This is a genomic window from Chitinivorax sp. PXF-14 (genome assembly GCF_040812015.1).
Taxonomy (GTDB): domain Bacteria; phylum Pseudomonadota; class Gammaproteobacteria; order Burkholderiales; family SCOH01; genus JBFNXJ01.
This window is the reverse complement of the sequence record NZ_JBFNXJ010000013.1, coordinates 63,233-83,753: the sequence shown is the minus strand read 5'-3', so window position 1 is coordinate 83,753 and position 20,521 is coordinate 63,233. Positions and strand designations below refer to the sequence as shown.

At 58.9% G+C, this 20,521-nt stretch carries 18 protein-coding genes and 1 pseudogene; 13 read left to right on the top strand and 6 right to left on the bottom strand.

The features are described from left to right. Positions 1 to 58: 58 nt before the first annotated feature. From ABWL39_RS15520 to ABWL39_RS15495, 6 genes are all read right to left on the bottom strand, one after another. Positions 59 to 1,276, bottom strand: a complete 1,218-nt coding sequence (locus ABWL39_RS15520; RefSeq protein ID WP_367793173.1) for an EAL and HDOD domain-containing protein — start codon at positions 1,274 to 1,276, stop codon at positions 59 to 61. A gap of 117 nt (positions 1,277 to 1,393) precedes the next feature. Next, positions 1,394 to 3,391: a chemotaxis protein CheA gene (locus tag ABWL39_RS15515; RefSeq protein WP_367793170.1), complete on the bottom strand. Its 1,998-nt coding sequence runs from the start codon at positions 3,389 to 3,391 to the stop codon at positions 1,394 to 1,396. A gap of 41 nt (positions 3,392 to 3,432) precedes the next feature. Further along, on the bottom strand, positions 3,433 to 4,221 hold the full coding sequence (gene cheZ, locus ABWL39_RS15510; protein ID WP_367793400.1) for a protein phosphatase CheZ: 789 nt from the start codon (positions 4,219 to 4,221) through the stop codon (positions 3,433 to 3,435). An 18-nt stretch (positions 4,222 to 4,239) separates the two neighbouring features. Beyond that, positions 4,240 to 4,629, bottom strand: a complete 390-nt coding sequence (cheY, locus tag ABWL39_RS15505) for a chemotaxis response regulator CheY (RefSeq protein ID WP_367793167.1) — start codon at positions 4,627 to 4,629, stop codon at positions 4,240 to 4,242. Between the two features lie 78 nt (positions 4,630 to 4,707). Further along, entirely contained in the window at positions 4,708 to 5,646 is a 939-nt protein-coding gene (locus ABWL39_RS15500) for a chemotaxis protein (RefSeq protein ID WP_367793163.1), read from the bottom strand. Positions 5,647 to 5,682: 36 nt separating this feature from the next. Continuing rightward, the gene (locus ABWL39_RS15495; RefSeq protein ID WP_367793160.1) at positions 5,683 to 6,630 is read right to left on the bottom strand and encodes a chemotaxis protein; all 948 of its coding nucleotides are present in this window, start codon (positions 6,628 to 6,630) and stop codon (positions 5,683 to 5,685) included. 372 nt (positions 6,631 to 7,002) lie between these two features. Between ABWL39_RS15495 and ABWL39_RS15490 the strand changes: the two genes are divergently transcribed. The 13 genes and pseudogenes from ABWL39_RS15490 to wecB all read left to right on the top strand — a co-directional run bounded on the left by ABWL39_RS15490 (position 7,003) and on the right by wecB (position 20,492). Continuing rightward, entirely contained in the window at positions 7,003 to 8,181 is a 1,179-nt protein-coding gene (locus ABWL39_RS15490) for a PAS domain-containing sensor histidine kinase (RefSeq protein ID WP_367793157.1), read from the top strand. 89 nt (positions 8,182 to 8,270) lie between these two features. Further along, the gene (locus tag ABWL39_RS15485) at positions 8,271 to 8,579 is read left to right on the top strand and encodes an STAS domain-containing protein (protein ID WP_367793154.1); all 309 of its coding nucleotides are present in this window, start codon (positions 8,271 to 8,273) and stop codon (positions 8,577 to 8,579) included. Positions 8,580 to 8,606: 27 nt separating this feature from the next. Then, positions 8,607 to 10,304: a SpoIIE family protein phosphatase gene (locus ABWL39_RS15480; RefSeq protein ID WP_367793150.1), complete on the top strand. Its 1,698-nt coding sequence runs from the start codon at positions 8,607 to 8,609 to the stop codon at positions 10,302 to 10,304. A gap of 117 nt (positions 10,305 to 10,421) precedes the next feature. Next, positions 10,422 to 11,057: pseudogene (locus tag ABWL39_RS15475) on the top strand (chemotaxis protein CheB); the annotation flags it as partial. A gap of 18 nt (positions 11,058 to 11,075) precedes the next feature. After that, positions 11,076 to 12,413, top strand: coding sequence for a sigma-54-dependent transcriptional regulator (locus tag ABWL39_RS15470; protein WP_367793147.1), 1,338 nt, complete (start codon positions 11,076 to 11,078; stop codon positions 12,411 to 12,413). A gap of 140 nt (positions 12,414 to 12,553) precedes the next feature. After that, on the top strand, positions 12,554 to 12,880 hold the full coding sequence (gene fliE, locus ABWL39_RS15465; protein WP_367793143.1) for a flagellar hook-basal body complex protein FliE: 327 nt from the start codon (positions 12,554 to 12,556) through the stop codon (positions 12,878 to 12,880). A gap of 32 nt (positions 12,881 to 12,912) precedes the next feature. Further along, a complete protein-coding gene (gene fliF / locus ABWL39_RS15460; protein WP_367793140.1) occupies positions 12,913 to 14,583 on the top strand; it encodes a flagellar basal-body MS-ring/collar protein FliF in 1,671 nt (556 codons plus the stop codon). After that, entirely contained in the window at positions 14,576 to 15,574 is a 999-nt protein-coding gene (fliG, locus tag ABWL39_RS15455) for a flagellar motor switch protein FliG (protein ID WP_367793137.1), read from the top strand. The genes fliF and fliG overlap by 8 nt, the downstream gene beginning before the upstream one ends. Next, on the top strand, positions 15,564 to 16,304 hold the full coding sequence (gene fliH, locus ABWL39_RS15450) for a flagellar assembly protein FliH (protein ID WP_367793134.1): 741 nt from the start codon (positions 15,564 to 15,566) through the stop codon (positions 16,302 to 16,304). Before fliG ends, fliH begins: the two co-directional genes overlap by 11 nt. 8 nt (positions 16,305 to 16,312) lie before the next feature. Then, positions 16,313 to 17,716, top strand: a complete 1,404-nt coding sequence (gene fliI / locus ABWL39_RS15445; protein WP_367793131.1) for a flagellar protein export ATPase FliI — start codon at positions 16,313 to 16,315, stop codon at positions 17,714 to 17,716. Between the two features lie 41 nt (positions 17,717 to 17,757). Further along, entirely contained in the window at positions 17,758 to 18,213 is a 456-nt protein-coding gene (fliJ, locus tag ABWL39_RS15440; RefSeq protein ID WP_367793128.1) for a flagellar export protein FliJ, read from the top strand. Positions 18,214 to 18,437: 224 nt separating this feature from the next. Next, positions 18,438 to 19,364 (top strand): NAD-dependent epimerase/dehydratase family protein, encoded by a 927-nt coding sequence (locus ABWL39_RS15435; protein ID WP_367793125.1) that lies wholly within the window; start codon positions 18,438 to 18,440, stop codon positions 19,362 to 19,364. A 15-nt stretch (positions 19,365 to 19,379) separates the two neighbouring features. Then, positions 19,380 to 20,492 (top strand): non-hydrolyzing UDP-N-acetylglucosamine 2-epimerase, encoded by a 1,113-nt coding sequence (gene wecB / locus ABWL39_RS15430; protein WP_367793122.1) that lies wholly within the window; start codon positions 19,380 to 19,382, stop codon positions 20,490 to 20,492. Positions 20,493 to 20,521 lie beyond the last annotated feature (29 nt).

Here is a 20,521-nt window from a genome sequence, read left to right as displayed (position 1 = left end):
CTAAAGGTAAAAAGCCGAGTCGTCTGACTCGGCTCTTTTTTGGAAGAAAAAGCTACGGCTAGACGCCTAATTCTTCTACCCAGGCCAGCGCAGAAATGTGATCCCGGTTGAGCATATCTGGCGTGATCTGCAGCCTTTCCGCCAGCGGCTTCACGTTGCTCATTTCCGGATCCTCGCAGGCTTCCGCCAATTCAAGGAAGGGCCCGTAAATGCCGGTACGGTGGAGCAGAGCATCGCAAACGGGCTCAGGCAGGAGCAGGTTCTCAAGAATCCTATCCATAGGCATTTCGAGCATGACGTCGAGCAGGGAGAAGACGCCAACGACGAAGAGGTTGTCCCGATCCGCCCCTTCCAGGAAGTGCTGGCCGAAGAGTTCCACCAAACGGCCACGTGTGACGGCGGTCTTCATCAAGGCCGGTGGTGTGGAATTTTCGGCGCCAGCCGTTACCAACAGTAGCGTCAACCAACGATAAAGCTTCTGGTAACCCAGAATGGTCACCGCGTGCCGGAACGAGTGAATCTCGCAGGAGAGGCCAAAGCCCGCAGAATTGATGTAACGCAGCAGCTTGAAGGAAAGTGCGACGTCCTTCTTCAAGGCATTTTCAATTTCCTTGATCTCAGCATTGTTGCGCAACATATTGAGCAGGTTAAGGATGTTTGCATACGCCGGGTTGATGACCTTTGCCGTCAGTGTTTCCGGGTGAGCGAAGTAGTAACCCTGGAAGCAGTCGAACCCTAGATCCCAGCAGCGCTTGAATTCATCCTTGGTCTCGACCTTCTCGGCGACCTGCATGACCGGGTAGCGGCGGATTTCCTTGGACAGCCGGGCGATGTTGTCCAGGCCGTGCTGCTGGATGTCCAGCTTGACGTAATTGGCAATTTCCAGGAATGGCGCGCTTTGTGGATTGAATTCAAAATCATCTAGCGCGATACCGAAGCCTTGACCGCGAAGCTCGCGAGCACGTTCGAGCAGTTCCGGCGTGGCTTGCACCGACTCGACGATTTCCAGCACCACACGCTGTGGATGCAGCAATTCGAGGAAATTGCTTTCCAGCATGGCGTGGGCGACGTTGATGAACGCCAGCTTGTTACCTACCAGCCAGTCAGTCCCCATATTGCTCAGGGTGTTGACCAAGACGTTGGTGCCTGCCTGCAAGTCGCTCGAAAACTCGGCGCTGATAGCATGTTGATCGAGGCGGAACAGCAGTTCGTAGCCGATGATCTGTTGCTGACGATTGAGTACCGGTTGACGGCCTATAAACGCGTGATCTGGCATATGCTTCCGTAACTAGTGTGTGTCGTGGTGATTAAGTATAAGCCGCATTGCGCCGCGGGTGCGAGCCGTACGGCCGTAAGCTTTGCTCGGCTGTCGGGCCCGCCGTGGCACATGCCGTCAAGCCAGTGCTTGAGACAGTACCGACTGTGTTTCATTCAGCTCGCGATTCAGCAAATCTTCCATATCGAGCACGAGTACCACCGAGCCGTCGCCAGACAATGTGGCACCTGCGATACCCGCCGGCCTGATGTTCTGCAATGGCTTGATGACTACATCGTCTCGGCCGACAAAGCTGTCGATGGCCATCACGAAAGAATGTTCCGCAGTCTGCATCAACACACCAAACGAGGGGTTACGATCTTCTTGCCAATCGATCAGGCTGGCGAGGGAGCGGACGGACAATATCTCGTCTCGAACCACAATGGTCGCCTTGCCCGATACCTCCTGAATCTGGTCCGAGCGCATTGGAATGATCTCGCGCACCATCGCCAAGGGGACGGCAAATGGTTGATCGCATACCTTGACAACCAGAACCGGCAGAATGGCCAGGGTCAGCGGCAGGGAAATGCTGAACCGAGAGCCTTCGCCCACAACCGAGGTGATGTCGATGCGGCCGTTGAGCTTCTGGATATTGGTTTTGACGACATCCATGCCAACGCCACGACCGGACACGCTGGAGATTTGATCCTTGGTCGAGAAGCCCGGCAGGAAGATCAATTGCAGGCTTTGCTTTTCATCCAGGCTGTTGGCGGTCTCGAGGTCGATCAGGCCTTTCTCTACTGCTTTCCGGCGAATGACATCCGGTCGCATGCCACGCCCATCGTCGGCGATCTCGATCAGGATGTGATCGCCAACCTGCGTGGCACTCAACTGAACCAGGGCCTTCGAGCCTTTGCCTGTTAGTTGCCGTTCATCGGTGGTTTCGACCCCATGGTCGATGGCGTTGCGGACAAGATGCACCAGCGGATCGTTAAGATCCTCCAGCATGGTCTTGTCGAGCTCGGTTTCTTCTCCGCTGATAACCAGTTCGACATCCTTGCCTAGCTGCCGCGCCAAGTCGCGTGCCATGCGCGGGTATTTCTGGAACAGCCGGCCGATGGGCTGCATGCGGGTCTTCATAACGGCATTTTGCAGGTCGCTGACCAGCAGATCGAGCTGACTCACGGCCTCATCGAGCGCCCGCAATGTGTTGGTGTCCGTCTTTCCTGCCAGTATGTCGCCACGGAGCGTCGTCAGGCGGTTCTTGGTGAGGCCGATCTCGCCAGACAGGTTGAGTACCTGATCAAGACGTACCGTATCGATACGGATGGTTGTTTCCTGAGTAGCCAGCTGTTGCGGAGCAGCTGATTTGGTAGCTGTCGGTGTCGAGCGCAACGATGTGGCAGAGGCCGGCTCTGCCGCCACTACTGCGGATGTAGCAGCAGGCGTGTCGACACTGCTTGGCTGTACGGGCGCCGCTGCCAGTGCGGGCTGAGGTGCTGCCGCCGCCGCCGGCATTGGTGCTGGCTGAGTTGCAGGTGCCTGGTTCGCGGTGGCAGGTTGCCCGCCAAGCAAAGCATGGTAGAGCGTAGTCCAATCGGGCTCGGCAGCGCCGGGCTGGTGAGTTGCTGATGTACTGGCCGGTGTGGCAGCTGGACTGCTGGGGGCGGCCGCTGGCGGGGCGCTGACTACCGGCGCGGGGGCTGGCACAGGTGCCGGCGCCGCTTTCGCTGCCGTATTCAATTCACCATTGATCGCCGAATCAAGGACTGCAAGCAAGCCGGCTTCCGCTGGGGCAGGGGGGCGCCCCTGTGACATCGATCCAAACATGTCCCTGACCACACCGGTGGCTGCCATGATGGCATCCATGATCTCGGGGTTCAGCTGCAGCTCGCTGTTACGGAGTTTGTCAAAAAGGTTTTCGGTCCGATGGCACAGGTTGACCAGTGCGTCCACGTTCAGAAACCCTGCGCCCCCTTTGATAGTATGGAAGCCACGAAAGATGTCATTGAGCAAACCCTTGTCATCGGGGCGCTTTTCGAGATCCACAAGCTTGTTGTCGACTTCCGACAACAGTTCGGATGCTTCGGTAAGGAAGTCCTGAAGCAGGTCTTCCATGCCCGCGAAATCGCTCATAGTCGCAATCCTTGTTCGATTGAGGGATGGCTCGCCAAGGCTCAGAAGCCCAAGCTTTCCAGCAAGTCGTCGACTTGTTCCTGGCTGGTTACCACGTCGGCTCGGCCGTCACCACTGATAACGGGGCCGTTCATCAGGCTGCTGGTCTCGGCCCGACGGTTTTGCGGTGAAAACTCCACCAAGAAGGAGAGGAGATGATTTTCCATATCCTTCGCCATCGCGACGACCTTCTTGATCACCTGTCCGGTCAAATCCTGAAAATCCTGCGCCATCATGATTTCCAGCAGTTGCGTACTCGTTTCCTTGCTCTGTTGCTGCGTGTCGTCAAGGAATTTACGGGTGTCCGCGACGAGGATTTTGAATTCGTCGACGGAGAGCTGCTTGTCGAACAGCTTCTGCCATTGCTGGGCAAGGTCTCCAGAGCGATCCTGAATTTTGTCCTGCAGCGGCATTGCTGCATCGACGGCATTCAGCGCGCGCTCCGCCGCTTGTTCCGTCAGGGTGGCAATGTAATTGAGTCGGTCCCGTGCATCGGGAATGGCTGAAGCCGCTTCTTCGAGCGATTTGTCAAAGCCCAACTCGCGCAGCGTAGTGTGCAGTTTGCGGGTCAGTTGACCAATCTTGGAGAACATTGTCGATGCTGGCTCGTTGAGCTCATCCTGCTCCACGGCCGCAGCTTCTTGCGCTTCTTCCTGAGCGATTGTTGCTTCACCCGCGGTGGCTTCGGGCACGGCCGGAGCAGCGGCAGGGGCTGGGGTTGACGGCGTACTGCTTGATGCGACGATGCTGTCGAACAGCGCTTGCAGTTCGTCGGAGTCTCCTGTTTCCATTGCGCTCACTGTTGTCTCCTACTTTCCGAGCTTCTCGAAGATTTTATTCAGCTTTTCGTCAAGCGTAGCGGCAGTAAAGGGCTTGACGATGTAACCGCTGGCGCCGGCGCTGGCGGCCTCGATAATGTTTTCCTTCTTGGCCTCGGCGGTAATCATCAGAAAGGGCAGGTCCTTCAGCCCCGCATCGGCCCTGACTGCCTTCAGTAATTCAATGCCGCTCATGTTCGGCATGTTCCAGTCTGATACGACAAAATCAAACTGGGAATTCTTGAGCTTGTGTAGCGCAACCTGCCCATCTTCAGCTTCATCCACATTGCCGAAGCCAAGTTCCTTGAGCAGGTTTCGAACGATTCTTCGCATGGTCGAAAAGTCATCTACAACCAAGAATCGCATATTCTTATCTGGCATCGTCATCTCCGCTTAACTTGCTGACCAACATCCTTGTCAGGTGCTGGGGTAATTGTGATTTGGTTTCCCGCGAAGCATTCAGCCTTGCAACAGGGGGCTGATCGTCTCCGCCAGGACGAACGGATCAAATTTTGCCACATACGCATCGACGCCAACACTGCTACCCATTGCGCGGTTTGCTGCGGAGGACAGGGAGGAGTGCATTACGACAGGTATCCCTCTGAATCTTGGGTCAGATTTGATGTGCTTGGTGAGCACATAGCCATCCATCTCCGGCATTTCCGCATCGACCAGGATCAGCTTCAGAGAGTCTTTCAGCGCTTGCCCATCCTGCATGGCACGATTGGCAATCCCCTGCAGCTTGTCCCAGGCCTCCTTGCCATTGTTTGCCTGGAAGTACTTGGCACCCAGCTTGTCGAGAACGGACACGATCTCCTTGCGGGCAATCATCGAGTCGTCGACGAAGAACATGAAGCTCTCGCCCTCGACATGCACCGCCGGGATATCCGGAATCGCCTTCTCCCCAATGACGCTGGCCAGAATCTGTTCAACGTCCAGTATCGAAACCAGCTTGCCGTCAGGCAGTTCGGTCAGCGCGGTAATCAGGCCCTGGTTCCCTGCCAGCATGGCTTCCGGCGCGCGGACACGGTCCCAATCGACGCGGATGATGCGATCGACGTCGTGCACCAGGAAGGCCTGGGTATGCTTGCTGAATTCGGTAACGATCATGGTGTCGGCCGAATTGCCACTGGCATCCCGGGTGCCGATGAATTTGGCCAGCGAGATGACCGGAATGATGTTGCCGCGCAGGGAGATGACGCCCTCTACGCCGACGGGCATGTTGGGGGTCTTGGTTATTTTGGGGGTCTGCGATACTTCGCGGACTTTAAAGACGTTGATGCCGAAGATTTCCTTGGTGCCGAGGGAGAATAGCAAAATCTCCATCTTGTTCGAGCCCGCGAGCTTAGTTCTCGCGTCTACGTTTTCCATCAAGGATTCATTAGTGGTCATGGTCATCGACAGGTTCCTGGCAGGCTCTTTTCAACGGTATTGTTATTCCTTGATCAACATCTTCGAAATCGCTTCGGACAGCTTCTGCGGCTCGAATTTCGTCACGTACCCATCCACGCCAACCGATTGGCCGAGTTTCTGGTTCGATGAGCCCGACAGCGATGAGTGCATCAAGATTGGAATGCCGCTAAAACGCGCGTCGGTCTTCACCATTTTAGTCAACATATAGCCGTCCATTTCCGGCATTTCAATGTCGGTCAGTATCAGGTCCAGCCTACTGGACAGCGGCTCTCCGTGCGCTTCTGCCTGGGTGGCCAGTTTCTGGAGCTCTTCCCACGCACGGCGACCATTGATGGCATGGTGGTGATTGATGCCCATTGCATCGAGCGTGCGGCTGATCTGCTTGCGTGCGATCAGCGAGTCGTCAGCGAAGAAGATCGTCTTGCCGCGCACCCCTGCCGGTTTCAGTGCATTGAACTGTATTTCGTCTTCGAAGCGAGGGGAGGTTTCGGCGAGCACTTTCTCGACGTCCATCATCATGACGAGCTTGTCGTTGACCTCGGTGACTGCCGTGACCAAGCCGCCCATTTCCTTCATGATCATTTCTGGTGGGACCCGCATCGAAGCCCAGTCCAGGCGCAAAATGGTGTCGACCCCTTCGACCAGAAAGCCCTGCGTGTGCCCGTTGTATTCGGTCACGATCATGATTTCCGGCTTCACGTCTGTCTTCACGCCCGAATACTTGGCAAGGTCGACAACGGGTACCAGATGGCCGCGCAGGCTGACCATCCCCTCGACAGCCGGGGGCATGTCCGGTGCTCTCGTGATTTCCGGGGTGCGCATGACTTCTCGCACCTTGAATACGTTGATGCCGAAGTTTTCCCGCCGATTGGTGCGCTGGTCGAGGCCAAGCGTAAACAGCAGAATTTCCAGTTTGTTGGTGCCGGCTAGTTTGGTGCGGGCATCAATGCTCTTCAGCAGATCTGACACGATTGTTGCTCCAGGATGTCTTCGCGCATGGTTGCAATGGTCGGGAGCCTTGCTGGACTTGCAAATGCTCCTGCTAACAGAATAATACTAGCCTATGTCCAAGCGTACTGCCGCACATTCCATTAGAAAACGTTAATGTACTTTATCTTGCATTCGAATTCTAGGCCTGTCGTGGCTGTGGACGGGTATTCCACTAGGTATGTGTCCTGCGCCAATGGTCCATTGGTGTATAGCGGTTGATTGCAATATTGTCATCCACTGGATTTGATGCGGCACCTTGCCACAGCAGGCAGCAATCGTTGGACATGAGTCCTGGTACATGCGATTTTCCAGAGATTGCGGCCTGTTCCGATTTTCTATGACTGGTAAACCATGGCCATCACTTCCTCCCCTATGACACATGGGCATGCCGAGCTTGAGCAGGCGTTCTCGATGTTCACCGAGGCCTCGCGTCAGCTCTCCCAGTCCTATCTCGAGCTGCAGCAGCAGGCCCAAAAACTGACCGAGGAGCTGGCGTTCGCCAATGGCGAGCTGAGGCGGCAGTATGCCGAAAAAGCCGAACTGTCTTCGCGCCTGACTTCGCTGCTGCAGGCGCTGCCTGCCTGCGTGGTGGAATTGAATGACGGGCGTGAGGTGATCGCGATCAACGCCGCAGCACGGCGTTTGCTCGGCGAATCGGTGATGGGGCGCAACTGGGATCAGGCCATTCTCGCGATGCTGGAAAAATTGCCAACCCCGGGCGAATGGGCGTTGAAGCCGGTCGATGTGTCAGGAGGTGAGCGCATCCTGAGCATGAGCGAAAGCACGCTGGCTGCTTCCGGCGGGGCGATCGTGTTGCTGCACGACATCACCGAGTCATATCGTATGCAGCGGCAACTTGACCATCAGCAGCGGCTGGTGGCCATGGGCGAGATGGCGGCCGGTCTGGCGCACCAGTTGCGCACGCCGTTAGCCACCGCGATGCTGTATTGCGCCAATCTCACCCGTGCTTCGCTGAGCGAGGAGGACCGGGTTCGCTTTGGCACTCGGTCGCTCGATCGACTCAGGCATCTGGAGCGCCTGATTCAAGACATGCTGCGTTTCGTCAAAGGGGGCCAGGCCTCGCTGGATGATCAGGTTACGCTGGAGGCACTGGCGGCCGAATTGGCATCGACAATCGAGCCGCAGGCCGCTGCCGCCGGAATCGACTTTGCGTGCCACGTGCAGGCGGGGCAACGCTTGCTGCAATGCGACCGGAAATCGCTTGTCGGTGCGATTCTGAACCTGCTCGACAACGCCATGCGTGCCTGCGGCGACGGATGTACGGTGCACCTGGAGGTTGGCGTGCAGAGCGATGTGGCGACGATTGCGGTGGTGGATGATGGCGCTGGCATTCCCGCAGACAAGATGTCGCGACTGTTCGAGCCATTTTTTACCACCCGTTCGGATGGCACGGGGCTTGGGCTGGCCATCGTCAAGCATGTAATCGACGCCCATGGCGGGAGTATTCGAGTAGAATCATGTATTGATGAAGGCAGCCGCTTCATCGTCGAGTTGCCTGTTATTGGCTAGGCATCTATTGTTAGCGGTAAGCAAGACCCGGCTTGGCGCGTGGTTGAGCATGGCGTCCAGGTACAGTGCTTGAAAAAATCCAAGGTGAAATGATGAGTCCCATTGTCGAAATTGAAGGCAAGATTGCCAGAGTCGTGCTTGCCGGGCAGTTCGATTTCAATTCGCACCGCGAATTCCGCCAGGCTTGCGAGACGGTGATCGGTAATCCGAACGTCAGCGAAATCCAGATCGACTTCCAGAAGGTCACCTATCTCGATTCGTCAGCATTGGGCATGCTGCTGTTGGTAAAAGAAAAAGTGAATACTGCCAACAAGAGTCTGGCACTGGTCAACTGCAAGGATACCGTGCGCCAGGTGCTGGAAATTGCTTGCTTCGGCAAGATCTTTACCATCCGCTAACCGTTTCCCCCGCCTTTTCGTTTCTTGATGAAAATCCTGATCGTCGATGATGCCGAGATCATGCTTCTGCTGATGCAGAAGTTCATCGCGACCTTGGGGCATCAGACGTTGCTCGCACGCGATGGCCAACAGGCAATCGATGCTTATATCGCGGAGAAGCCCGACCTCATCCTGATGGACATGATGATGCCGGTGCTGGATGGCCCAGAGGCCGCGAGGCGCATCAAGGCGGAGGCGGGCGACCACTGGGTGCCGATCGTATTCATCACTGCGATTGGCGAGGAAAGCCAGCTGGCCGATGCGATCGAGCAGGGGGCCGACGACTACCTGCTCAAGCCCATCAATTTTCGTATTCTCGAAGCCAAGATCAAGGCAATCCAGCGCTCCATCGATCTCCACCACAAGGTGCGCGAGCAGTCGGCCAAGCTGGCTGACTACTACGAGCGGGCCGAGGATGAGAAGAGAGTTGCCCGCCATCTGATGGAGCAGATGGTCAATGCGGACCGCCTCGCTGATCCGGCGTTGACATACTCCATCGCCGCGGCGGAGAGCCTGTCCGGCGACCTGATTGCCGCCGCCCGGACCCCTGGCTACCGGTTGCACATCATGCTGGCGGATGGCATCGGCCATGGCCTGACCGCCGCGCTGAATGTGTTGCCGCTGACACAGCCGTTTTACACGATGACGGAAAAGGGGTTTTCCATCCCGGAACTGCTGGTCGAGATGAATGCCAAGGTCAGGCAGGTACTTCCTGTCGGCCGTTTTGTCGCTGTGGCGCTTGCGGCGATCGATCCTAGCAATGGCATGATCGAGGTCTGGAACGGCGGAATGCCGGATATCGTCCTGTTTGATGCAAAGGGCAATGTCAGCCAGCGCTGGAAAAGCCACCATCTGCCACTGGGCATCCTGTCGTCATCGGAATTCGATGCCCGGACGTCTCATGCCTCGTTCGATACCGACAACTGGCTGTTCATGTGTTCTGACGGCCTGATTGAGGCCCGTAGGGAAGACCGCCAGGTATTTGGTGCTGCCCCGATCCTGGATGCCTTTGCCGCGACCCCCGGGATACCCGCCTTCGAGCGGATCGAGCGTGAGCTCCGGACATTCATGGGGGGGCAGGCATTTCACGACGATGTCTCGCTGGCGCTCGTGCATTGCGCACTCGAGGACCCAACCAGCGTGCCGAACGGCCATGCAAAGGTGCCATTCGAGCTGGATTCCGCTGCCAGCATGGGGTGGCGTTATTCCGTGAGACTCGGCCCGAATGAACTGCGCCGTTGCAGTGTGGTGCCTTTGCTGATGGAGTTCATCAAGCAGATCGATTTTCTCAAGAGTTCGCAGTCGGAGGTTTTTCTTATCCTGTCGGAGCTGTTCAACAACGCGCTCGATCACGGCCTGCTCAATGTCGAATCCAAGCTCAAGCAGGACGTAGACGGCATGGACGACTACCTGCGTTTGCGGGCCGAACGCCTCGATACCCTGTTGCGTGGGGAGATCGAAATCGAGCTTTCCCAACTGGCGATACAGGGACGCCCCAGCCTGCGGGTTCGCGTCAAGGACAGCGGGGCTGGTTTCGATGTTGCCGCACTTGAAAATGCCCAGCGGCATGCGATCACCGTTCACGGGCGGGGGGTCATGCTGGTCAAGTCGCTGGCCGCGTCGGTGCAATACCTTGGGAATGGCAGCGAGGTGGTTGTGTATTTCATGCCGGGCCAGGGTGGCTGATCCGTTGCCGCCGTTTCATCCACTGCAGACCACCGTCTGACCCTGCCTGACCGGGACGCCACAGTGGTTACCAAATCTGACAAGCCAATTTCCGTTGCAACGGACTTCAAGCCGCTGCACACGGCCGATATCGTCCTGCCATTGCAGCTACGCGCCAGCGGCAGAGGGGAGCGGGTTATCGTCGTCGGCGCGTCGACAGGAGGAACCGAGGCAATCAAGGAGTTCCTGCTGCCCATGTTGCCCGCCTCACCGCCGATTTTGATCACGCAGCACATGCCGGAAATGTTCACCAAGTCATTTGCCGCGCGCCTGAACGGCCTGTGCGACATCCACGTCAAGGAGGCCGAGCAGGGGGAGGTGGTGCGCAAGGGCCATGCTTACATCGCACCGGGCCACTCCCACCTGATGTTGCGGCAGGAGGCGGGGCGGTACGTTTGCACGTTGAGTCAGGCGCCGCCAGTCAATCGCCATTGTCCATCGGTCGATGTCCTGTTTCGCTCCGCGGCCAACGAGGCGGGCAGGCAGGCGGTTGGCGTGATCCTGACCGGCATGGGGCGGGATGGCGCGCAGGGCCTGCTCGAAATGCGCCAGGCTGGCGCCCACACCTTTGCCCAGGATGAGGCCAGTTGCGTGGTGTTCGGCATGCCCAAGGAGGCCATCGCGTTGGGCGCTGTGCACGAGGTGTTGCCGCTCAAGCAGCTTGCCGGCCGCGTGCAGGCTTTCCTGAATCTCGGCCCGGGGCCGAGCACTTGATTCTTGATGTCATCGAAAATGAAGCCTTTACCCGTATTGGTTGTTGAGGATGATCCCGCCCTGCGGGAGGCCTTGCAGGATACCCTGGAGCTGACCGGTTACTCCGTGCGAGTTGCCGCCGACGGAGCGGCAGCCTTGTCACTGCTTGATCGGGAACGGGTCGGCCTGATCGTGTCGGATGTGCAGATGCAACCCATGGATGGCTATACGCTGCTCGCCGAGGTGAAACGCCGCTATCCCTATGTGCCGTTTCTGCTGATGACCGCCTATGGCGATTTGCAGCGGGCCATACAGGCCATGCGTGATGGGGCTGCCCACTATTTGCTGAAGCCGTTCGAGCCGGCTGCGCTGTTGGCTGAGGTGGCGCGCCACATGCTGCCCGCTCGCGAACTCGACGAGTCGGACCTGATTGCGGCCGATCCGCGCACCATCGAGCTGCTGGCATTGGCGAGGCGAGTCGCGGCAAGCGAGGCCACCGTACTGCTGTCTGGCGAGAGCGGGGTGGGCAAGGAGGTCTATGCACGCTATCTGCATCGCCATTCCACACGGTCGGCAGGGCCTTTTGTCGCGATCAATTGCGCCGCGATTCCCGAGCAACTGCTGGAATCGACCCTGTTCGGGCATGAAAAAGGGGCATTCACTGGCGCGGCACAAGCGCATGCGGGTAAATTCGAGCAGGCCGAGGGCGGCACCTTGCTGCTCGACGAGGTGTCCGAAATGCCGCTTCCCCTCCAGGCCAAGCTGCTGCGCGTGCTGCAGGAGCGGCAACTGGAGCGGGTCGGGGGCAGCAAGACCATTCCGCTGAACATCCGCGTGGTGGCAACCACCAACCGTGACATGCATGCCGAGGTGGCTGCCGGCCGTTTTCGCGAGGACCTTTACTACCGGCTGAATGTTTTTCCGTTGGCGATACCTGCCTTGCGCGAGCGCCCCAGTGACATCGTGCCCTTGGCGCGCCACCTGCTGCGGCGCTATGCATCGCGGGACGGGCGGGCCTCGATGCAGTTCTCGTCGGCCGCAGAGCAGCGCCTTGCGGCATATGGCTGGACGGGTAACGTAAGGGAGCTGGAAAACGTCGTTCAACGCGCCCTTATCCTGGCACCGGGGCATTTGATCGAACCCGAGCACCTCTACCTGCCGGCGACATCGCCCGTGCCGATGGCATCGGTGCCGGTCGAGACGGCGCCCCCGCCTGAAGACGATGCCGATATCCGCACGCTGGAGAAACGCCATATTCTGGAAACCCTGGCGGCAGTCAATGGCGTGCGGAAACTGGCAGCCGAGCGGCTCGGCATCAGCGAGCGGACCTTACGCTACAAGCTGCAGCAGTTCCGCGAAGAGGGCGAAGACGTTTGATCGTGACGGTGTGCACGCAATCGGGCAGGCGATAAACGCTTCATCATCACATGCCGGGCGCTTGCACCCTCGCCATTTTGTATACCTTGATTGAGTATTTTCCATAGGTTTTGGCTATAATCGCCGAAAGAGGAAGGGATATGGGCGTCAACGGTATCGATCAAATGCTGGGTGACTTGAGAGTCATGACCGCCAAGGCGTCCGGTGCGACTGTGCCTGCCGTTGAGGTGGGCGCTGCTCAGCAGCCGGATTTCGCGGCACTGTTGCGCTCGAGCCTGGATCAGGTCAACCAGGCCCAGATGCAGTCCCGCGAGCTGCAACAACAGTTCGAGCTCGGCAATCCCGACACCAACCTGCAAGACGTGATGGTGTCGCTGCAGAAAGCCAGCCTTTCTTTTGAAACCATGGTTCAGGTTCGGAATAAACTGGTCAGCGCGTACCAGGAAATCATGAACATCCAAGTATAATAATTATCAAAACCTGACCACCGGGTTCATCCATGCCAGAAGCCCTGCGGCAAATACTCGAAGCCATCCGGCAACGCTTTAGCAGCCTCCCCAACAATCAGAAAATTGCGGTCATGATCGGCGCCGCCACTGCCGTGGCGCTGATCGTGGCTGCCGTGATGTGGACGCAGACGACCTCTTACAAGGTGCTGTTCAGCAACCTGTCTGACCGCGATGGCGGGTCCATCACACAGGCATTGCAGCAGATGAACGTGCCTTACAAGATCGAGGCCGGGGGGACGATCAGTGTGCCTGCCGAGCAGGTCTACGATGCACGCCTGAAGCTTGCGGCGCAAGGTTTGCCCAAGGGCGGCACGGTCGGCTTCGAGCTGATGGATAACCAGAAGCTCGGTGTCAGCCAGTTCGCCGAGCAGATCAATTACCAGCGCTCCGTCGAAGGGGAGCTGGCCCGCTCGATCGAAACCCTCGCCTCGGTTCAGTCTGCTCGCGTGCATCTGGCCATCCCGCGGCAGACCGTGTTCCTGCGCGAACAGCAGAAGCCCTCGGCCTCGGTTATCGTCAGCCTGCACCCCGGTCGCGTGCTGGACGGCTCGCAGGTAGCGGCCATCGTACACCTGGTGTCGAGCAGCGTGCCTGACATGCCGGTCAAGAACGTGACCGTCGTCGACCAGAACGGGGATCTGCTCAGCAAGAACCTGGACGGCATCAACTCGACCGGGATGGACCCGCGTCAGCTCAACTATGTGCGCCAAGTGGAGCAGGGTTACGTCAAGCGTATCGAGGCCATCCTCGAACCCATCGTGGGCAAGGGCAACGTCAAGGCCGAGGTAACGGCGGACCTCGACTTTGCCGAAACCGAGCAGACATCCGAGACGTTCCGCCCCAATACCCCGCCAGACAAGGCTGCGATCCGTAGCCAGCAGACGGTGGAGACCTTGAACGGCGGCGCGCAGAACGCCGCCGGCGTGCCTGGCGCATTTTCGAACCAGCCGCCCGGCAACGCGACTGCACCGATCACGCAGACACCGGGGCAGGCCACGACGGCTGGGCAGAATGCCGCCAACCAGGGCTCGTCACACCGCGAGTCGACCATCAACTACGAGGTCGACAAGACGGTGCAGCATGTCAAGCAGTCGCTCGGCTCGATCCGGCGCCTGTCTGCGGCCGTGGTGGTGAACTACAAACCGAGCCAGGGGAAGGACGGCAAGACGGTATACAAGGCGCTGGCACCCAACGAGGTCACGCAGATCAACAATCTCGTGCGCGAGGCGATGGGTTATAACCAGCCACGCGGAGACACCCTCAATGTAGTCAATGCGCCGTTCTCTGACGCCAACAAGGAACCAGCCGGCTTCGTCGACCGTCTGACGGAAGAAGCCGCGGCAAACTGGCAACAGATATTCAAGAATGCGCTGATCGCGCTGGTGGTGTTGTACCTGATCTTTGGTGTCATTCGCCCGGCGGTCAGCTACATGACCCGCTCGCCCGAAACGGAGAAGGGCGAGCCCGGCGGTGGCCCGTTGACCGAGGAGGAGGCCGCCGCGAAAGCGGTCGAGGCTCAGATGGCGGTGGAAGAGTCCGAGCAGGCGGTACGCCTGGCGACCTATGCCGATAATCTGCAAATGGCCAAGGATTTGGCGAAGAATGACCCGCGTATGGTGGCGAGTGTCGTACGCAGTTGGGTGATGGCGGAAGATGAGTGATACTGGTCTGCGCAAGAGTGCGATTCTGTTGCTGAGCCTCGGTGAAGAGGCTGCGGTCGAGGTGTTCAAATATCTCGGCCCAAAAGATGTACAGAAACTCGGCACCTCCATGGCTGGGATCGAGAACGTCAATCGCGACGAGATCGAAGGGGTGCTCGCCGATTTTCGTACCGAAGTGGAGAACCGTGCCAGCCTGGGGGCTGCGGACGAATACCTGCGCTCGGTATTGACCAAGGCGCTGGGTGTGGATCGCGCCAATAATCTGCTCGACCGCATTCTGCAAGGCAATGAGGCCAACACGGGCATCGAAGGCCTGAAATGGATGGACTCGGCCGCCGTGGCCGAGCTGATCAAGAACGAGCACCCGCAGATCATTGCGACGATTCTCGTGCACCTGGAACAGGATCAGGTATCCGAAGTGCTGTCTCACTTCGTCGAACGCCTGCGCAACGATGTGCTGCTGCGTATTGCGACGCTCGAAGGTGTGCAACCCCAGGCCTTGCGCGAGCTGAACGAGGTGTTGACGCAGCTGCTGTCGGGCACCGACAAGATCAAGAAGACCGCCATGGGTGGTGTTCAGATTACGGCCGAAATCCTCAACCTCATGGGGGGGCAGGTCGAAACTTCCGCGCTGGCGTCGATTCGTGAATACGACCCGGAGTTGGCGCAGAAGATCCAGGACAAGATGTTCGTCTTCGACAACCTGCTGAGCCTCGACGACAGGTCGATCCAGCTGCTATTGCGCGAGGTGCAGTCCGAGTCCTTGATCCTTGCGATGAAGGGAACGACGCAGGAGCTGCGCGACAAGATCTTCCGCAACATGTCGCAGCGGGCGGCAGAAATGCTGCGCGACGACCTCGAAGCCAAGGGGCCGGTACGCTTGTCCGAAGTCGAAGCGGAGCAGCGCGAGATACTCAAGATCGTGCGTCGACTGGCCGACGAGGGGCAGATCGTGATCGCCTCGGGCGGAGACGAAGGCCTTGTCGAATAACATCATTCCCAAAGAGCAGCTCACAGCGTACCAGCGCTGGGAGCTGGCAGCCTTCGACGAAGAGGCGCGCCTGAAAGCGGATACGGCCCCGGCTGCCGCAGAGCCCGCGCCGCCTGTGCCGGCAGTCGTAGATGAGGTGTCCGCGCCTGCCCCGGAGGAGGTGGCTGAAGCCGCCAGCTTGCCCTATCCCACCGCCGAAGAGATCGAGGCGATCCATCAGCAGGCTTATCAAGAGGCCTTTGGCGAGGGCCAGAAAGCAGGGTTCGAACAGGGATTCGAGCAGGGCCTCAATGAAGGCCGCTTGACGGGCAAGCAAGAGGTGGAACGGCTGGCCCAGGCGATTGGTGCGTTGGATGAGGCGCGGACATCGTTTGAACACGGCGTCTCGGACGACTTGCTGCAGCTTGCGCTGGAAGTGGCTCGCCAGGTGGTTCGCGTTTCTGTCAGGGCCAAGCCCGAACGCATGTTGCCGGTGATCCAGGAGGCTGTAGCCAGCCTGCCCAATCTCGCCAATCCTCCCCAGGTCTTCTTGAATCCAGCTGATCTGGCGGCCGTCGAAGGCCTACTCGGCCATGAAATCCAGCAGGGATGGCGCTTGCGCCCCGATGATGCCGTCGAGCAGGGAGGCTGCCGTATCGAGACCCAATCGAGTGAAGTCGATGCCAGCCTGGCGACGCGCTGGAAGCGCGTGGTTGCGGCGCTAGGCAGCAACGGCGACTGGATCGATTGAGTGCGGCCATGAGTGCAGCAGGCCGATGGTCCGAATTTGCCAGTCATTGCCAGGAGGCTGTGCAGGACGCTCGCCCATGGCAGGTAACCGGTAAGCTGACACGCGCAGCCGGCCTGGTGCTCGAGGCTGTTGGCCTGAAATTGTCGGTAGGCAGCAGCTGCCTGATCGTCATGCCCAACCATTATTCGGTTGAAGCTGAGGTGGTGGGTTTCTCGGGCGAAAAACTGTTCCTCATGCCGGTTTCCGATACTTATGGCCTGGAGCCTGGGGCAGCCGTCGTGCCGCTCGAATCGTTGGGGCAGCGGGTGCCGCACTATGGTGAAGCCTATCGCCCGGCGCGGCGCATCGAAGACAAGGGTCGGCAGGTTGCAGTAGGCGAAAGCATGCTCGGTCGCGTGGTTGACGGGGTAGGGCGTCCGCTGGACAAGCTGGGGCCGATTGTGGCGGAGCAGTATGTGCCGCTGACCTCCCGCCCGTTCAATCCGATGGATCGGGCGCCGGTGCGCGAGGCGCTGGATGTCGGCGTGCGGGCCATCAATGCGCTGCTGACGGTGGGGCGTGGCCAGCGTCTCGGTCTGTTTGCGGGTTCTGGCGTTGGCAAGAGCGTGCTGCTGGGTATGATGGCGCGCTACACCACGGCCGATATCGTTGTCGTCGGGCTGATCGGCGAGCGTGGCCGCGAGGTCAAGGATTTCATCGAGAACATCCTCGGGGAAGAGGGGCTGAAGCGCTCGATCGTCGTTGCAGCGCCGGCCGATGCTCCTCCGCTGCTGCGCCTGCATGGCGCTTCGTATGCGACGTCGATTGCGGAATATTTTCGCAATAAGGGGCACAACGTTCTCCTGATCATGGATTCGTTGACTCGCTACGCGATGGCCCAGCGCGAAATCGCACTGGCCGTGGGCGAGCCCCCGGCGACCAAGGGTTATCCGCCATCGGTTTTTGCCAAACTGCCGCAGCTCGTCGAACGGGCTGGCAACGGACGGGAAGGCAGCGGCTCGATCACGGCCTTCTACACGGTGCTGACCGAGGGCGACGATCAGCAGGACCCAATTGCCGATAGTGCCAGAGCCATTCTGGATGGGCACTTTGTGCTGTCCCGCAGTCTGGCGGAGCAGGGGCATTATCCGGCGATCGACATCGAGGCATCGATCAGCCGTGTCATGACGGATATCCTGGCGCCGGTGGAGGTCGAGGCCGTGCGTCGTTTCAAATACATGTACTCCCGCTATCAGCGCAATCGCGACCTGATCAGCGTCGGGGCCTATGTCAAAGGTGCTGATCCCGTACTCGATCGCGCAATCAGCCTGCATCCCAGCATGGAGTCCTTCCTGGTTCAGCTGCTGCACGAGCGCGAGGACTATGCCAATAGCCGTCGGCTGCTGACAGAGCTTGTCGGCGAGATGATCTAGTATTCAGATATCTCTGAATCCATCATTCGTCCTCTCCCATCATGGCACGCGCATTTCAGTTCCAGCAGCTTCTCGAGTTGAGCCAAGAGCGCAGCGAGAAGGCTTCTCAGGCCATGTCCGCGTGTCGGGCCGAATGGCAGCAAACCGAACTCAAGCTGCAGCAGCTGGAGGCATTCCGGGCGGAATACCGCGAACGGCTGTTGCAGCACGAGCAGCGTGGCATCGGTGTGCAACAATGGCGGGATCAACAGCAGTTCATCCTGAAGCTCGATCTCGCCATCCAGCACCAGCATGGCGACGTCGAGCGTGCCCGCAGCCAGTTCGAGGCTGCCAAGGCTGCCTGGATGGATGTCGAAAAGCAGGTCAATGCATACAAGACACTGGCCGACCGCCACCATGTGCATCAGGCGAAACGCGAAGCCAAGGCCGAGCAGAAGGCGCTTGACGAGTTTGCGGGGCGAAGCGCCAGCAGCAGGGGCGACGCTGAGGGCGGATAAGCCCGACATCTCATATCCGAATGCTCTAATTTATTCAAATTGAATTGAAATTGCTTTCGGTATCATGCCGTTGTTATGATCTGGTCTGGGCTCGTCTGCTAGCCAAGGGGCGCGCAATGCGGCCTTGATAGAGCCCGGTATTTATATTTGTTTTTTCGTATAACTGAAGCCCGTTCTGGACTGGGCTGATGTGCTGTATACGAGGGATTGTTGAAGGAGGCTGTTTGATTCTCGTTACTGGTGGCGCCGGTTTTATCGGCTCCCATACTGTCGACTGCCTGCTTGCCCAAGGGCGCCGCGTTCGGGTGCTGGACAATTTCAGTACTGGTCGCCGGGAAAACCTGCCGACACATCCGATGCTTGAGGTTGTTCGTGGCGATATTGCTGACCATGCTTGTGTCGAACAGGCGATGGTCGGTGTCTCGGCGGTGTTGCATCTGGCGGCTCAGGTCTCGGTACAGGCGTCCATCGATGAGCCGTTGGCCTCCGCTCGCAGCAATATTTCCGGCTTCCTGACCGTGCTCGAGGCCGCCCGGCGGGCGGGTGTCGCTCGGTTTGTCTACGCATCGAGTGCTGCTGTCTATGGCACACCGGCACATCTGCCACTGGACGAGGAGGCGCCGATTCGACCCCTCTCGCCATATGGGCTCGAAAAGTCCATCAACGATCAGTATGCTGCGCTGTATCGCCAGCTTCATGGCCTCAGCAGCCTTGGTCTGCGTTACTTCAACGTCTATGGTCCCAGGCAGGATCCCCGCTCCCCGTATGCCGGCGTGATCAGCAAGTTTATCGACCGTCTCAAGTCCCGATCACCGCTGAGCATCTTCGGTGATGGCCTGCAGACGCGCGACTTCGTCTTCGTCAAGGATGTGGCCCGCGCGAACGTGCAAGCACTGGGCGGAGACGTAATCGGGGTGTGCAATATTGCAACCGGTACCAGTGTCACCCTGCTGCAGATGATCGATGCCTTGGGGTTGGCCGCGGGGTGTACCCCGGTGGTGGAGCATTTGCCAGCCAAGGACGGGGATATCCGGGATTCGGCTACCCTCGTCGGCCGCATGAACGGCGAATTGGGCGTGACCGCTCAGATCAAGCTGGAAGAAGGCTTGGCGCAGCTGTGGGAAAGCAGCTGCGGGGCGACGTCTGTATAGTTAGGATTGATTCAAGTGACCCAAAAGATTGTGCATCTGGTTGGCGGGGCCCGCCCCAACTTCATGAAGCTTGCCCCCATCGTGCGCGCACTGGATAAGCGGCCGGAGCAATTCTCATACCGGATCATCCATACCGGCCAGCATTACGATCGCGAGATGAGTGACGTGTTCTTCGAGGAGCTCGGCATTCCCAAGCCGGATTTCTACCTGGAAGCCGGCGGTGGCAGTCACGCCCAGCAGACCGCCAAGATCATGGTGGCCTATGAAAATCTGTGTGTAGAACATGGACACCCCGATCTGTGCCTGGTGGTCGGCGATGTGAACTCGACCATCGCGTGTTCCCTGGTGGCCAAGAAACTGGGTGTCCCTGTCGCTCACGTTGAAGCCGGCCTGCGCAGCGGCGACCGCACCATGCCTGAAGAGATCAATCGCTTGGCGACCGATGCCATTTCCGACTATTTTTTCGTGACGGAGGAAAGTGGCGAAGCCAATCTGCTGCGCGAAGGCCAGCCGCGCGACAAGGTGTTCTTTGTCGGCCACGTGATGATCGACAATCTGTTCCATCAACGCGATCAGCTGGATCGAATGAGTACGGCGGACTTCGCCTCGACCACGCTCAAGCAGGCTCACCCACGTTATGGGGTCGTCACGCTGCATCGCCCGTCCAACGTCGATGACAAGGAGGCGCTGACCAAACTCGTCGGCGCCTTGCGCGAGATCGCCGAGGAACTCCCCATCATCTTCCCGGTTCATCCGCGTACGCGAGGCAATATCGAGCGATTTGGCATCGAGCTCGGGCCAAGAATCATCACCACACCACCGCTGTCCTACATGGACTTCCTGAATCTGTGGCGCGATGCCTCGCTGGTATTGACGGACTCCGGCGGCTTGCAGGAAGAGACAACCGGGCTCGGCATACCCTGCCTCACGCTCAGGGAAAATACCGAACGGCCGGTCACCCTGACTGAAGGGACCAATACCCTGGTCGGCACCTCGCCCGATGCGATCGTGCGCGAAGCGAAACAGGTGCTGAGCGGCCTTGGCAAACAGGGCCGGCAGCCGCGGTTCTGGGATGGGCAGGCGGCCGAGCGCATCGTTGCCGTGCTGCAGCAGCAGCTGAATGCCTGAAGCCGGATTGGCGTGACACAGAATTCAAT